General features: G+C 67.7%; 13 protein-coding genes and 2 tRNA genes. 4 read left to right on the forward strand and 11 right to left on the reverse strand.

The features are described from left to right. Window positions 1–354 precede the first annotated feature (354 nt). Window positions 355–603, forward strand: a complete 249-nt coding sequence (locus ACFVAJ_RS07395; protein WP_376942680.1) for a hypothetical protein — start codon at window positions 355–357, stop codon at window positions 601–603. A gap of 165 nt (window positions 604–768) precedes the next feature. Here ACFVAJ_RS07395 and ACFVAJ_RS07400 read toward each other — a convergent pair whose 3' ends face one another. The 11 genes from ACFVAJ_RS07400 to dnaA all read right to left on the reverse strand — a co-directional run bounded on the left by ACFVAJ_RS07400 (window position 769) and on the right by dnaA (window position 12,155). Further along, on the reverse strand, window positions 769–1,212 hold the full coding sequence (locus tag ACFVAJ_RS07400) for an NUDIX hydrolase (protein ID WP_376942682.1): 444 nt from the start codon (window positions 1,210–1,212) through the stop codon (window positions 769–771). 53 nt (window positions 1,213–1,265) lie between these two features. Beyond that, a complete protein-coding gene (locus ACFVAJ_RS07405; protein ID WP_376942684.1) occupies window positions 1,266–1,655 on the reverse strand; it encodes a PLD nuclease N-terminal domain-containing protein in 390 nt (129 codons plus the stop codon). Window positions 1,656–1,752: 97 nt separating this feature from the next. Beyond that, a tRNA-Ala gene (locus ACFVAJ_RS07410) sits at window positions 1,753–1,825 on the reverse strand. 43 nt (window positions 1,826–1,868) lie between these two features. Beyond that, a tRNA-Ile gene (locus ACFVAJ_RS07415) sits at window positions 1,869–1,942 on the reverse strand. A gap of 99 nt (window positions 1,943–2,041) precedes the next feature. Next, window positions 2,042–2,446 carry a DUF3566 domain-containing protein gene (locus ACFVAJ_RS07420; RefSeq protein WP_376942686.1) on the reverse strand — a complete coding sequence of 135 codons (405 nt, stop codon included), beginning with the start codon at window positions 2,444–2,446 and terminating at the stop codon, window positions 2,042–2,044. Then, a complete protein-coding gene (gene gyrA, locus ACFVAJ_RS07425) occupies window positions 2,439–4,964 on the reverse strand; it encodes a DNA gyrase subunit A (protein WP_376944594.1) in 2,526 nt (841 codons plus the stop codon). Before gyrA ends, ACFVAJ_RS07420 begins: the two co-directional genes overlap by 8 nt. Before the next feature lie 85 nt (window positions 4,965–5,049). Then, on the reverse strand, window positions 5,050–7,065 hold the full coding sequence (gene gyrB / locus ACFVAJ_RS07430) for a DNA topoisomerase (ATP-hydrolyzing) subunit B (protein WP_376942688.1): 2,016 nt from the start codon (window positions 7,063–7,065) through the stop codon (window positions 5,050–5,052). A 123-nt stretch (window positions 7,066–7,188) separates the two neighbouring features. Continuing rightward, on the reverse strand, window positions 7,189–7,680 hold the full coding sequence (locus ACFVAJ_RS07435) for a DUF721 domain-containing protein (protein WP_376942690.1): 492 nt from the start codon (window positions 7,678–7,680) through the stop codon (window positions 7,189–7,191). Further along, entirely contained in the window at window positions 7,673–8,917 is a 1,245-nt protein-coding gene (recF, locus tag ACFVAJ_RS07440; protein ID WP_376942692.1) for a DNA replication/repair protein RecF, read from the reverse strand. The genes ACFVAJ_RS07435 and recF overlap by 8 nt, the downstream gene beginning before the upstream one ends. A 156-nt stretch (window positions 8,918–9,073) precedes the next feature. Next, window positions 9,074–10,225, reverse strand: coding sequence for a DNA polymerase III subunit beta (gene dnaN, locus ACFVAJ_RS07445; RefSeq protein ID WP_376942694.1), 1,152 nt, complete (start codon window positions 10,223–10,225; stop codon window positions 9,074–9,076). Between the two features lie 508 nt (window positions 10,226–10,733). After that, window positions 10,734–12,155 carry a chromosomal replication initiator protein DnaA gene (gene dnaA, locus ACFVAJ_RS07450; RefSeq protein ID WP_376942696.1) on the reverse strand — a complete coding sequence of 474 codons (1,422 nt, stop codon included), beginning with the start codon at window positions 12,153–12,155 and terminating at the stop codon, window positions 10,734–10,736. 440 nt (window positions 12,156–12,595) lie between these two features. Between dnaA and rpmH the strand changes: the two genes are divergently transcribed. The 3 genes from rpmH to yidD are packed head-to-tail and all read left to right on the forward strand — an operon-like array spanning window position 12,596 to window position 13,551. Further along, window positions 12,596–12,733: a 50S ribosomal protein L34 gene (gene rpmH, locus ACFVAJ_RS07455; RefSeq protein WP_022889115.1), complete on the forward strand. Its 138-nt coding sequence runs from the start codon at window positions 12,596–12,598 to the stop codon at window positions 12,731–12,733. 7 nt (window positions 12,734–12,740) lie between these two features. Then, window positions 12,741–13,097, forward strand: coding sequence for a ribonuclease P protein component (gene rnpA / locus ACFVAJ_RS07460; protein ID WP_376942698.1), 357 nt, complete (start codon window positions 12,741–12,743; stop codon window positions 13,095–13,097). Between the two features lies 1 nt (window position 13,098). Beyond that, window positions 13,099–13,551 (forward strand): membrane protein insertion efficiency factor YidD, encoded by a 453-nt coding sequence (gene yidD / locus ACFVAJ_RS07465; RefSeq protein WP_376942700.1) that lies wholly within the window; start codon window positions 13,099–13,101, stop codon window positions 13,549–13,551. The last annotated feature ends 4 nt before the right edge of the window (window positions 13,552–13,555 follow it).

Consider the following 13,555-nt stretch of genomic DNA (forward strand, 5'->3'; position numbering starts at 1 on the left):
GGCATTTACCGCCGGCCGCACGGTGATCCTCCTCGCCGCTCCGGCCTGCTAGTTCTCCGCCCCGGCGACGCGTCTCTCGTACGCGACCGCCATTCCGCCTTCGAGGTGTGAGCTGCTGCGATCCGCGGCATCCGTCATCGACTGATCGAGTCGGTCGAACGGTCGCCCGGTCCATCAGCCGCCCGGTTCGAAGGCCCGCGGCTCAGTCGCGCTCCCCCGGCACACTCCGCCCGCACCGATTGCGAGGCGCACGCGCCGGCGATTCACCACCTCTCAGACGACGCCCTCGGCCACCCGGCCGTCCGGCGCCCCGCACCGTCCGGTGCACCCAACCAACCCAACGAAGGACACGACGTGAACACCAGTTCTCTCGCCCTCGGTCAGTCCGACTCCGGACAGGCCAACGCCATGCGTGCCCAGGCACGCCGACTCAACGAGCGCATCGCCCTGCGCGCCGGCCTCGCGCTCATCGCGTGGAGCCGCCGACAGAGCCAGCGCGTCTCGCACGAGGCCGTGATGCTGCGCCAGCAGAACACCGCACTCGCGCACCGGGTCCGCGCAGGCGATCTCCAGCGGATCGCCCTCCTCGGCCCCAACCTCTGAGTCGTGATCGCATGAACGCCCTCACGACCAGCCCAGCACCGGACGGCGCCGTCGCCCTCGCGGCGGCGCCGTTCGCGCGGCAGCGCATCGCCCTCGACCCCGTCGCCGACGGTTCGGCCGCCATCGCGGCCGGAGCACCGACGTCGGGGTCGAGCGCGTCGCGCCCTACGCGCTCGGCGGCACCCCGTTCGGCGGTTCCGCCGCATTCAGTCTCAGCGCGATGTCGAGCAGGCTCACGCGGTGCAGCGTCGACACCTCCGCGAGCGGCACCCACCGCGCCTCGTCGCTCGAGCCGTCGACCTCGTCGCGCAGTTCGCCGCCGATGACGCTCGCGCGGTAGATCACCCGCATCGCGTAGAGCGGGTCGGCGCCCGTCCGGCGCTTCGACGCCGGGATCACCATGGTGTCGATGCCGAGCAGGCGATCGATGGATGCCTCGTAGCCCGTCTCCTCCGCGATCTCCCGCCGCGCGGCCTGCACCGGGTGCTCACTGCCCTCGATGCCGCCCCCGGGCAGCGTCCAGCCGGAGCGGCCGTGCTCGTTCCAGTGCGCGAGCAGAATGTGCTCGTCGCGGATGATCACGCCATACGCGGCGATGCGGATGTCCATCCCGTCACCCTACCCGCGTGGGCAGGGTCGAGCCCGAGTGCACGGAACGCGGCTCAGCCTTCGCGCATCGAGTCGTTCTGCACGGCGTCGAACTGCGACGCGCTGATCGTGGGGTCGCCCCCGAGCCCCTTCGCCCTGGCGACCTCGTCGTTCGGGTTGTACTGCGACACCTCGCCCCGGTCGTCGATGTACTCGTGGTAGGCGCTGCGCCGGGCGTTCTCGCGAGCGGCGAAGCTGTTCCCGCGCGCGATGAGATAGACGAGCACCGTGATGAAGGGCACGAAGATGAGGAAGAGCAGCCAGACCGCCTTCGCCCAGCCGGCGAGCTCAGGATCGCGGAACAGATCGGCGATCACCGAGAAGAGCGCCACCAGGTAGGCGACGAAGACGAAGAAACCGAACAGGCCGCTGAAGACGTCCCAGAAGTTGGTGTCGAATGCCATGGCAATACCCCCTGAAAGGCAATACCGCGGCGAGATCGCCGGGTTGAGCCCACAGTATCGGAATGCGGGAGCGCGGCGGGGGATGAATTGTGGAGTGTGGAGCCTAGGAGATTCGAACTCCTGACATCCTGCTTGCAAAGCAGGCGCTCTACCAACTGAGCTAAGGCCCCGAGCCGGATGCGAGGCATCCGGTGTGTTGTGGAATTTTCAGAGTGGGGATACGAGGACTTGAACCTCGGACCTCTTCGTTATCAGCGAAGCGCTCTAACCGCCTGAGCTATATCCCCGTGTTTCGGCCGAAGGACAGACTACCTGAGACTTCAGGAATATCCGAATCGAGCCGAACTCGGCCGCCGGGAGGGCGCGCAGCGCCCCTCCCCCGGCGCCTAGTTGTTCGTGAACCCGACCAGGATGCCGCCGGTGATCTTCACACTGAGGTTGTAGAGCACCGCCACGATCGCGCCGAGCGCGGTCGTCACGACGAGGTTCAACAGTGCGGCGACGACCGCGAAGCCCATCACGTTGCCGAGCGACAGGATCGACGACAGGTCGCCGCCGGTGCCGGCCACGTCCTTCACGAGCTCGTTGAGCTTCGAGAACACGTCGGTCGAGTTGAGGACCGTCCAGATGAGGAACGTCGCCACGATCGACACGACGGCGAGGCACACGGCCACGAGGAACGACAGCTTCACCGCCGACCAGAAGTCGATGTAGACGAGCCGCAGGCGCACCTGCTTGGCCGGGGCGCGTTTGCTCGACTTGCGGGCCAGCTTCTCGGCGACGCTACTCATTGACGGTTACTCCTTCTCCGGCGGATTCGGCCGCTTCGGTCTCTGCGGCCTCCTCCACGAGATTCCGTTCGGAATTCTTCGCGATGGCGATGATGCGGTCGTCCACCGCGAACTTCGCGAAGACGACGCCCATCGTATCCCTGCCCTTGGCAGGAACCTCGGCGACATCGGAGCGTACCACCTTGCCGCTGGCAAGAACCACCAGCACCTCGTCGTCGGATCCGACGATGAGCGCACCGGCGAGATCGCCGCGATCCTCGTTCAGCTTCGCCACCTTGATGCCCAGTCCGCCGCGGTTCTGCAGGCGATACTGGTCGACCGCGGTGCGCTTGGCGTAGCCGCCCTCGGTGACGACGAACACGTACTGCGCGCCGTCGAGGTCGGCCGCGACATCCGGCTCATTCTCAGCGACCTCACCGGCGGCTCCCGACCCCGGCACGACCGAGGCCTCGAGCAGCGCGTCTCCGTCGCGGAAGCTCATGCCCTTCACACCCGAGGTCGAGCGGCCCATCGGACGCAGCGCCTCGTCGGTCGCCTCGAAGCGCAGCGACATGCCCTTCTTGGAGACGAGGAGGATCTCGTCGTGCTCGTCGACGAGCATCGCCGAGACGAGCTCGTCGCCCTCGCGGAGCTTGATCGCGATGACGCCCCGCGAACGGTTGGTGTCGTACTCCTCGAGCGCGGTCTTCTTCACGAGCCCGTCGTGGGTCGCGAGCACGAGGTACTTCGCCACCTCGTAGTCGCGGATGTCGAGGATCTCGGCGATCTCCTCGTCGGGCTGCATCTCGAGCAGGTTCGCGACGTGCTGGCCCTTCGCGTCGCGGCCGGCCTCCTGGATCTCGTACGCCTTCGCACGGTACACGCGGCCCATGTTCGTGAAGAACAGGAGCCAGTGGTGCGTCGTCGTCACGAAGAAGTGCTCGACCACGTCGTCGGCGCGCAGCTGCGCGCCCTTCACGCCCTTGCCGCCGCGGTGCTGCGAGCGGTAGTTGTCGCTGCGCGTGCGCTTCACGTAGCCGCCGCGGGTGACGGTGACCACCATCTCCTCTTCGGGGATGAGGTCTTCCACCGACATGTCGCCGTCGAAGCCGGGCATGATGTGCGTGCGGCGCTCGTCGCCGTACTTGTCGACGATCTCGGCGAGCTCTTCGGAGACGATCGTCCGCTGGCGCTCGGGCCGGGCGAGGATGTCCTTGAAGTCCGTGATCTCGGCCTCGAGCGCCTCGGCCTCGTCCATGATCTTCTGGCGCTCGAGCGCGGCGAGCCGGCGCAGCTGCATCGCGAGGATCGCGTCGGACTGCAGGTCGTCGATGTCGAGCAGGCCCTTCAGGCCGGTTCGTGCATCGTCGACCGTCGCCGAGGCGCGGATGAGCGCGATGACCTCGTCGAGCGCGTCGAGCGCCTTGAGGTAGCCGCGCAGGATGTGCATGCGCTCCTCCGCCTTGCGAAGGCGGAACTGCGTGCGGCGGACGATGACGTCGATCTGGTGGTCGACCCAGTGCGCGATGAAGCCGTCGATCGAGAGCGTGCGGGGCACGCCGTCGACGATCGCGAGCATGTTCGCGCCGAAGTTCTCCTGCAGCTGCGTGTGCTTGTAGAGGTTGTTCAGCACGACCTTCGCCACCGCGTCGCGCTTCAGCACGATGACGAGGCGCTGGCCGGTGCGGCCCGAGGTCTCGTCGCGGATGTCGGCGATGCCGCCGATCTTGCCGTCCTTCACGAGGTCGGCGATCTTGATCGCGAGGTTGTCGGGGTTGACCTGGTACGGCAGCTCGGTGACGACGAGGCAGGTGCGGCCCTGCAGCTCCTCCACCGAGACGACCGCGCGCATCGTGATCGAGCCACGACCGGTGCGGTACGCGTCGGTGATGCCCTTCACGCCGAGGATCTGCGCCCCGGTCGGGAAGTCGGGTCCCTTGATGCGCTGCAGCAGCGCCTCCTGCAGCTCCTCGCGGGATGCCTCGGGGTGCTCGAGGTACCACTGGGCACCCGAGGCGACCTCGCGGAGGTTGTGCGGCGGGATGTTGGTCGCCATGCCGACCGCGATGCCGACCGAGCCGTTGACGAGCAGGTTCGGGAACCGGGCCGGCAGGATCGACGGCTCCTGGGTGCGGCCGTCGTAGTTGTCCTGGAAGTCGACGGTCTCCTCGTCGATGTCGCGCACCATCTCGAGCGCGAGCGGAGCCATCTTGGTCTCGGTGTACCGGGGGGCGGCCGCGCCGTCGTTGCCGGGAGAGCCGAAGTTGCCCTGCCCGAGCGCGAGCGGGTAGCGGAGGCTCCACGGCTGCACGAGCCGCACGAGCGCGTCGTAGATCGCGGTGTCGCCGTGCGGGTGGAACTGGCCCATCACGTCGCCGACGACGCGGGCGCACTTCGAGAACGCCTTGTCGGGGCGGTAGCCGCCGTCGTACATGGCGTAGATGACGCGGCGGTGCACCGGCTTCAGTCCGTCGCGCACCTCGGGCAGCGCACGGCCCACGATCACGCTCATCGCGTAGTCGAGGTACGAGCGCTGCATCTCGAGCTGCAGGTCGACCTGGTCGATCTTGCCGTGGATGCCGGGGGCGTTCTCGTCGGCGCCGTTCGCGCCGGGATCGATCACATCAGATGTCAAGGAAACGCACGTCCTTCGCGTTCTTCTGGATGAAGTTGCGGCGGCTCTCGACGTCTTCGCCCATCAGGGTCGAGAAGATCTCGTCGGCGGCGGCCGCGTCGTCCATGGTGACCTGCAGCAGCGTGCGGGTCTCGGGGTTCATCGTGGTCTCCCACAGCTCCTGGTGGTTCATCTCACCGAGACCCTTGTACCGCTGGACGCCGTTGTCCTTCGGGATGCGCTTGCCGGCCGCGACGCCCGCGGCGAGCAGGGCATCGCGCTCCTTGTCGGAGTACACGTACTCGTGGTCGGCGTTCGTCCACTTCAGGCGGTACAGCGGCGGCTGCGCGAGGTACACGTACCCGAGCTCGATGAGCGGCCGCATGTAGCGGAACAGCAGCGTGAGCAGCAGGGTCGTGATGTGCTGGCCGTCGACGTCGGCGTCGGCCATGAGCACGATCTTGTGGTACCTGGCCTTCTCGGTGTTGAAGTCCTCGCCGATGCCGGCGCCGAACGCCGTGATCATCGCCTGGACCTCGGCGTTGCCGAGCGCTCGGTCGAGACGCGCCTTCTCGACGTTGAGGATCTTCCCGCGCAGCGGCAGGATCGCCTGCGTCTCGGGGTTGCGCCCCTGGACGGCCGAGCCGCCGGCCGAGTCGCCCTCGACGATGAAGATCTCGGAGAGCGACGGGTCCTTCGAGGAGCAGTCCTTCAGCTTGCCGGGCATGCCGCCCGACTCGAGCAGGCCCTTGCGCCGGGTCGCCTCGCGCGCCTTGCGTGCGGCGATGCGCGCGGTCGCCGCCTGGATGGCCTTGCGGATGATCTCGCGGGCCTGGGTCGGGTTGCGCTCGAACCAGTCGCCGAGCTGATCGGCCGTGACCTTCTGCACGAACGACTTCGCCTCGGTGTTGCCGAGCTTCGTCTTCGTCTGGCCCTCGAACTGCGGCTCGCTGAGCTTCACCGAGATGACGGCGGTCAATCCCTCGCGGACGTCGTCGCCGGAGAGGTTGTCGTCCTTCTCCTTGAGGATGCTCTTCTCGCGGGCGTACTTGTTGACCAGCGTCGTGAGGGCCGCACGGAAGCCCTCTTCGTGCGTGCCGCCCTCGTGCGTGTTGATCGTGTTCGCGTAGGTGTGCACCGACTCGGTGTACGCCGTCGTCCACTGCATCGCGACCTCGAGCGCGATCTTGCGTTCGGTGTCCTCGGTCTCGAACGAGATGATCTCGTCGTTCACGACGTCGGACTTCTTCGCCCGGTTGATGTACTCGACGTAGTCGACGAGGCCGCGCTCGTAGTGGAACGTGTCGGTCCGCGGGCCCTCGAGCGGCGCGTCGGTCACGTTCTCGACATCGGCCGGATCCGCCGGATCGGCGGCGTGCCGGAGGTCGGTGAGCGTGATGCGCAGGCCCTTGTTGAGGAACGCCATCTGCTGGAGGCGCGCCCGCAGCGTCTCGTAGTCGTACTCGACCGTCTCGAAGATCTCGGGGCTCGCCCAGAACGTCGTCGTGGTGCCGGTCTGGTCGCTCGCCTCGTCCTTCGAGAGCGGAGCGAGCGGCACGCCGATCTCGTAGGCCTGCCGCCAGACGTGGCCCTCGCGTCGGACCTCGACCTCGAAGCGCGACGACAGCGCGTTGACGACGGACGCGCCGACGCCGTGCAGGCCGCCCGAGACCGCGTACCCGCCGCCGCCGAACTTGCCGCCGGCGTGCAGCACGGTGTGGACGACCTCGACCGTCGAGCGGCCCTCGGTCTTGTGCACTCCCACCGGGATGCCGCGACCGTCGTCGACGACGAGGATGCCGCCGTCGGCGAGGATCGTCACGTCGATCGCGCTCGCGTAGCCCGCGAGCGCCTCATCGACGGAGTTGTCGACGATCTCGTAGACGAGGTGATGGAGTCCTCGTGGCCCGGTCGAGCCGATGTACATGCCGGGCCGCTTGCGTACCGCTTCGAGGCCCTCGAGAACCTGGATCGCGTCTGCACCGTATTCGGGCGCGCTCTCGGGCTTCGTCGGTTCCGCTGTCATGGGTGAATCAGGCTCCAAACCGTCGCATTGGCGACTCTCGATCCTATCAAAGAGGCCGTCGTGAAAGGCCGTGAAAGGCCGCTCTCGCGCAATGAATCGGGTTCAGTGACCGTTTTCGTCTTCTCAGCCGTAGGTATCGCGTGGGCCGCGCCCTGGAACCGATCTGGGGCCCTTTTTCCAGGTGGGGGCGTCCGGCCCTTGGAAGCGGATGGTCTCGACTCCGGCCCCGGGGTACCTCGAGACGATCTCGGTGACGAGCTGGGTGCGCATCAGTCGGAGCTGCGTCGCCCATGCCGTCGACTCGCACCGCACCTGCAGCACGCCGCCCTCGATCGCGATGGCCTCGGAGTGGCGCGCCGTGTCTTCGCCGACGATCTCGGCCCACGAGGCGAGGACGTCGTGCTGCGACAGGGGACCCGTCCACCCGAGCTGCGCGCTCAGGCCGTCGAGCGTCGCGCCGAGCGCCTTCGGGTCGCGCCCAGGGGTGAACGGCTGGTTCTCGCTGTCGTCGCGGGTGCGCACCCGGGTCGCGCGCCCGGCCCGCAGCCGGGGCTCGCCGCCGAAGATCTCGCGGAAGTGCCGGTACACCCGCGATGCCTCGGATGCGTCAGCCATCGGCCTGGTCGCCCTCTCGATCGGATGCCTCGTCGGCGGCCTGTGCGGCGGCGGCGAGTTCGTTCTGCTGGGGCGCCTCGACGATGCGCCCCGACTCGATGTGCACGATACGCGCGACGAGCGGGGCCGGCACGTCCTCGAGGACGGCCGCGGTGACGAGCACCTGTTCGAATCCGGCGATCGCGCCCGCGAGCCGCTCCCGGCGGAGCCGGTCGAGCTCGGCGAAGACATCGTCGAGGACGAGCACCGGATCGCCCGTGCTCGAGTCGCGTCGGAGCAACTCGGCCGAGGCGAGTCGCAGCGCGAGCGCGAACGACCACGACTCGCCGTGACTCGCATAGCCCTTCGCCGGCAGCCCGTTGAGCAGGAGGAGGACGTCGTCGCGGTGCGGGCCCACGAGGGTGACCCCCCGCTCGAGCTCCTTTCCGCGCAACGCGCCGAGCGCGGCGGCGAAGCGATCGGCGGTGGGCGCCGTCGAACGAGGCGTGCCCGATGCGGCCGGACCTGCATCGGCTCCGTCATCGCCCTCGGCGTCTCCGCCGTCGATCGAGAGCACCGCACGGAGCTCGGGGCGGTGGTCGGCGTCGACGATCGAGCGGTAGGCCGCCGCCACGGGATCGCCGAGCTCGGCGATGAGCGCGAGGCGCTGGTCGATGAGCTCGGAGCCGAGCGCGACGAGTCGTTCGTCCCAGATGTCGAGCGTCGTGAGCTTCTCGGCGGCGAGCCCCCGGGCGCGAGCGCTCTTCAGCAGGGTGTTGCGCTGCTTCAGCACGCGGTCGTAGTCGGCCATGACGCCGCCGAGGCGCGGGGTCCGCTGCACGAGCAGCTCATCGAGCATGCGCCTGCGGACGCCCGGCTCGCCGCGGACGATCGCCAGGTCTTCTGGAGCGAACAGCACGCTGTGCGCGTAGCGAGGGAGTTCGCGGGTCTTCACGGGCGAGCGGTTCAGCTGGGCCCGGTTCGCACCCTGACGGTTGAGCTGCAGCTCGACGAGCAGCTCTCGGTCGCCGTGCGCGAGGAGCGCCCGGACGATCGCCGCGTCGGCACCCGCCCGGATCAGCGCCTGATCGCCCGAGACCCGGTGCGACCCGAGCGTGGCGAGGTAGCCGATCGACTCGACGAGGTTGGTCTTGCCCTGGCCGTTCCGGCCGACGAGCACCGTCGCGCCCGGCCCGAGCTCGAGCTCCGCGCGCTCGTAGTTGCGGTAGTCGGTGAGGGAGAGTCGGGCGACGTGCACGGGCACCGCTCCTCTCGTTCGACCACGCCTACGCTACCGGCGTCCGCCGACACGGAGGCACGCGGCATCCACCCGATCATCGACCGTAGCCGGCGACGCAACACGACCCGGCGCGAGTCGGTCGGACCGGATCGCGTCGGCGCGGCGCCGAGCGGATCAGCGCAGCAGCAGGTTCGGCTGCAGCAGGTACCGGTAGCTGTCGGCGCCGGCCTGCTCGCGCGAGGTCTGGCTCGTGATGAGCACCGGGCCGGGCTTGTTCGGGTTCTCGGTCTTGGTGAACGAGATGCGAACGAACTCCGAGTGCACGGCGCCGAGCCCGTCGAGGAGGAACTGCGGCTTCAGCGACACGACGGTGTCGTCACCGGTCAGGATCGCGTCGATCGACTCGGATGCCTGTGCCTGCTCCGAGCCGATCGCCTCGAGGGTGAGGCCGTCGGCCGTGAAGCTGTAGCGCAGCGCCGCCTCGCGCTCGAGGACGAGGGCGACACGACGCGTCGCCTCGATCAGATCGGCGGTGTTCATGACCGCGTAGTTGTCGACCGTCTCGGGGAAGAGCCGGCGGACAGGCGGGAAGTTGCCCTTGATGAGCAGTGACGTGACGGTCTTCTTGTCGGCGCTGAAGGCGATGAGCTCGCGGTCGTCGCGGCTGGTGATCGCGACGGAGATGTTGCCGGCGTTGCCGAGGGTCTTGCCGACCTCCTGCAGGGTGCGCGCCGGGACGAGCGCGGTGATCGCCTCGTCGCCGGCGGCGACGTTGCCGCCGTCCCAGTCGATCTCGCGCACGGCGACGCGGTAGCGGTCGGTCGCGACGAGGCCGAGGCTGTTCTCGCGCACCTCGAGCTGGACGCCCGTGATGACCGGGGTCACGTCGTCGCGCGACGCGGCGACGGCCACCTGGGCGACCGCGGCCGCGAACTCCTCGGCGGGCACGAGTCCGGACTGCTCGCCGATCTCGGGGATCGACGGATACTCCTCGACCGGCATCGACAGCAGCGTGAAGCTCGCGGAGCCGCAGCTCACCGAGATGCGGCTCTCTTCGGTCGCGATGCGGACGGGGGCGTTCGGGAGCCGGCCGGCGATCTCGGCCAGGAGGCGACCCGAGACGAGCACGGTTCCGGGCTCTTCGACGTCGGCCTGGATCTCGGTCTGCGACGACACCTCGTAGTCGAAGGAGGACAGCACGAGTCCATCGGTGGTCGCCTTGATGAGGACGCCGGAGAGGATCGGCAGCGTCGTGCGCTGCGGAAGCAGCTTCACGGCGAAGGACACGGCCTCACTGAAGACGTCGCGGTTGACCTGGAACTTCACGGTTCTCCCGTCGTGGATGTCGCTTGGTGGCTCCCATGCTATCCGCACGACTGTTGACGGCGTCGGAGAATCCGTCGATCGCGAGGTCGCTTCGACCCGACCGTGCCACCGCTCGAGCCTCGCCGACGACGAGGTTGTGGGAATCGCCCCTTAAACAACTCTCTCTTAACGGTGTTAACCGTTGTGGAAACTGTGGATGGTGTTCAGAGACCCGCGGAACGACGCCGATCGCGGGCTGTTCGATCTGTGCACGGTGTGTGGATTCGAACGCGGTCACGTCGGGGCCGACTCGAACGCAGCACACCGTTCTGCACAGGCCGGCGACGCGTCTCAACAGTCATCAGGCGGTTGCTCGTTAACAATCCACAGGTTCTCCACAACTGTGGGAAGCGTGCTGAGATCGGTCTGCACGGGCGCTGCAGAGCGTTTTCGGGGTCGTCGAACGGGCGTGTCGTCACGCGGGTGAGATCCCGAACCCGCGACGCCGGCACTCGACCACCGAATGGGATCAGCGGTAGCGGGTGGTCTGCTTGATGCGCGCGGTGAGCTCGGTCACCTGGTTGTAGATCGAACGTCGCTCCTTCATGAGCTCCGAGATCTTCTTGTTCGCGTACATCACCGTCGTGTGGTCGCGGTTGCCGAACAGCTGACCGATCTTCGGCAGTGAGAGGTTCGTGAGCTCGCGGCAGAGGTACATGGCGATCTGCCGAGCCGTCGCCACCGCCTGCGAACGGCTCGAGCCGTACAGGTCGTCGACGGTGAGCTTGAAGTAGTCGGCCGTCGCCGTGATGATGTCGACCGGCGCCACCACGTTGTCGGAGTCGTCGGTGATGAGGTCTTTCAGCACCGTCTGCACGAGGGGCATGTCGACCGGCGTGCGGTTGAGGCTCGCGAAGGCGGTCACGCGGATCAGGGTGCCTTCGAGCTCGCGGATGTTCGACGAGACCTTCGACGCCATGTACTCGAGGATGTCGTCGGGCACCTGGAGTCGCTCGGACTGCGCCTTCTTCCGGAGGATCGCGATGCGGGTCTCGAGGTCGGGCGCCTGGACGTCGGTGATGAGGCCCCACTCGAAGCGGCTGCGCATGCGGTCCTCGAAGCCGGTGAGGTGCTTGGGCGGGACATCCGAGGTGATCACGACCTGCTTGTTGTGGTCGTGCAGCGTGTTGAAGGTGTGGAAGAACGCCTCCTGCGTCTCCGCCTTGCCCTGCAGGAACTGGATGTCGTCGATGAGCAGGATGTCGATGTTGCGGTACCGCTGCTGGAACAGCGAGCCGCGGTTGTTCGCGATCGAGTTGATGAAGTCGTTCGTGAACTCCTCGGAGGAGACGTATCGCACGCGGATGCCGGGATACAGGCTCATCGCATAGTGGCCGATGGCGTGGAGGAGGTGGGTCTTGCCGAGGCCCGAGTCGCCGTAGATGAAGAGCGGGTTGTACGCCTTCGCCGGCGCCTCGGCCACGGCGACCGCGGCGGCGTGCGCGAACCGGTTCGACTGTCCGATGACGAAGCTCTCGAACGCGTACTTCGGATTGAGGCGGGTGTCGCGCGAGGAGACCGGGCTCGTGTTCTCGAACACCGACTGCGGGGACGCCGGCATCTCGACGGGGTCGGGCTCGTTGCCGTAGCCCGGCTGCACGTCGGCCGTTCGCGCCGCCTCCTCGAGCTCGGGGTTCACCACCACGTAGAAGGAGGTGACCGGCGACGGCGCTTCGACGGCGCTCATCGCGGAGAGGAGGGACACCCGCATGCGCTGGTTCAGCATGCTCGCGGTGAAGTCGTTCGGCACCTCGAGGTAGAAGGTGCCGGCCGCGATGCCCTTCGGCTCCACCAGGTTCAGGAACCCCTGGAGCATCGGGGTGATCGCGTCGTCGTCTGACAGTCGATCGAGGATCGTCGCCCAAGTGTCGGAAATGGGCTGTTCTGTCATCGTTCCCCGCAATCAGGTTCTGGTGGTCTCGTGCGCCGCTCATCGATCCCCCATCGACGAAAGCAAGCGGCGCGAGGCGAGTGTTCACAGTGTTATCCACCCCCTGTGGGGAGATTCGGGGACTTGCCCGTGTTTCCGCGCACGAAGCTGGGGATAACTGGTGTCAAACGCTATCCGAGGAAGGCCCTGCCGACAAATGCCGATTCGAGGATTCGATGGCGTCGGCGTGTCGTTCCACAGGTGATGTCGAGGTTCACGGGATACTGTCGGGTTCGAACTCCACCTCCATCTCGGCGTCTCGGTTTGACCGTTCGCGTGCGAGGCCGTAGTTTTAATCAGTTGACCCAGCCCTTTCGGGCACCCAGTTTTCCCGCCGCCGAGCTGCAGCACCTGTCGCAGCCACTTCCCGGCGAGGAGATTCGACCAGCCGGAGAAGAAGAATGAGCAAGCGTACGTTCCAGCCGAACAACCGTCGTCGTGCCAAGAAGCACGGCTTCCGCCTTCGCATGCGCACCCGCGCGGGCCGTGCCATCCTGTCGGCACGTCGCGCCAAGGGCCGCACCGAACTCTCCGCATAGTTCTTCGGTGCTCGCCAAAGCCAATCGCATCACGAACGCCGACGACTACCGAGTCATCGTGCGCCGTGGTGCGAAGGTCGCCGGTGCCCACACCGTGAGCTATGTGCGCTCACGGGAGTCGGGCACCGACGCGCGCTTCGGCTTCATCGTTTCGAAGAAGGTCGGCGGCGCAGTTCGCCGAAACCTCGTCCGTCGCCGGCTCAAGGCCGCGTGCCACGAGGTGCTCGGCGACGGTTTCGGCGGAGTCGACATCGTCGTGCGAGCGCTGCCGTCCGCGGCAGCCGCCGACTGGGCGGCGCTCCGTTCGGATGTGTTCGGCGCCGTCTCGGACCGCCGCGTCCAAGACCGGGTGAAGGGCGGATGACATGCGTGATGCCCTGCTCTTCGTCGCGCTCATCCCCCGGAACGCCGGGGTCCTCCTGATCCGCGGCTACCGCAAGCTGATCTCACCTCTCTACGGCGACGTCTGTCGCTACTACCCCTCGTGCTCCGCCTACGGACTCGGCTCCGTGCAGCAACGAGGTCTTCTCGTGGGCTCGGCCCTCACCGCGTGGCGGATCCTCCGCTGCAACCCCTGGTCGCCCGGCGGCATCGACGATGTGCGCGCCGCCCGCCACCAGCGCTACCGCGTCACCGGCTTCGGCTGGGTCCTGCCGGCAGCTTGGGTTCACGCGGATGCCTCGGCGCCCGCGCCGCACGCGCACCTCCACAAGCACGACCACCACGTGGCATCCACCGGTCTCGACCCGGTTCAGTCTTCGACCCGCAACGATGCGGCGATCGTCACCGCCTCCCCCACCATGTCCCGGAAGGACTGACACC

The organism is Agromyces sp. NPDC057679, assembly GCF_042799635.1.
Classification (GTDB): domain Bacteria; phylum Actinomycetota; class Actinomycetes; order Actinomycetales; family Microbacteriaceae; genus Agromyces.

Bases quoted from the DNA above. Each gene is read 5' to 3' on its own strand.
- ACFVAJ_RS07400 (WP_376942682.1), bottom strand. From the start codon at position 1,212: ATGGACATCCGCATCGCCGCGTATGGCGTGATCATCCGCGACGAGCAC.
- ACFVAJ_RS07405 (WP_376942684.1), bottom strand. From the start codon at position 1,655: ATGGCATTCGACACCAACTTCTGGGACGTCTTCAGCGGCCTGTTCGGT.
- ACFVAJ_RS07420 (WP_376942686.1), bottom strand. From the start codon at position 2,446: ATGAGTAGCGTCGCCGAGAAGCTGGCCCGCAAGTCGAGCAAACGCGCC.
- gyrA (WP_376944594.1), bottom strand. From the start codon at position 4,964: ATGCAGCGCTCGTACCTCGACTACGCGATGAGCGTGATCGTGGGCCGT.
- gyrB (WP_376942688.1), bottom strand. From the start codon at position 7,065: ATGACAGCGGAACCGACGAAGCCCGAGAGCGCGCCCGAATACGGTGCA.
- ACFVAJ_RS07435 (WP_376942690.1), bottom strand. From the start codon at position 7,680: ATGGCTGACGCATCCGAGGCATCGCGGGTGTACCGGCACTTCCGCGAG.
- dnaA (WP_376942696.1), bottom strand. From the start codon at position 12,155: ATGACAGAACAGCCCATTTCCGACACTTGGGCGACGATCCTCGATCGA.
- rpmH (WP_022889115.1), top strand. From the start codon at position 12,596: ATGAGCAAGCGTACGTTCCAGCCGAACAACCGTCGTCGTGCCAAGAAG.
- yidD (WP_376942700.1), top strand. From the start codon at position 13,099: ATGCGTGATGCCCTGCTCTTCGTCGCGCTCATCCCCCGGAACGCCGGG.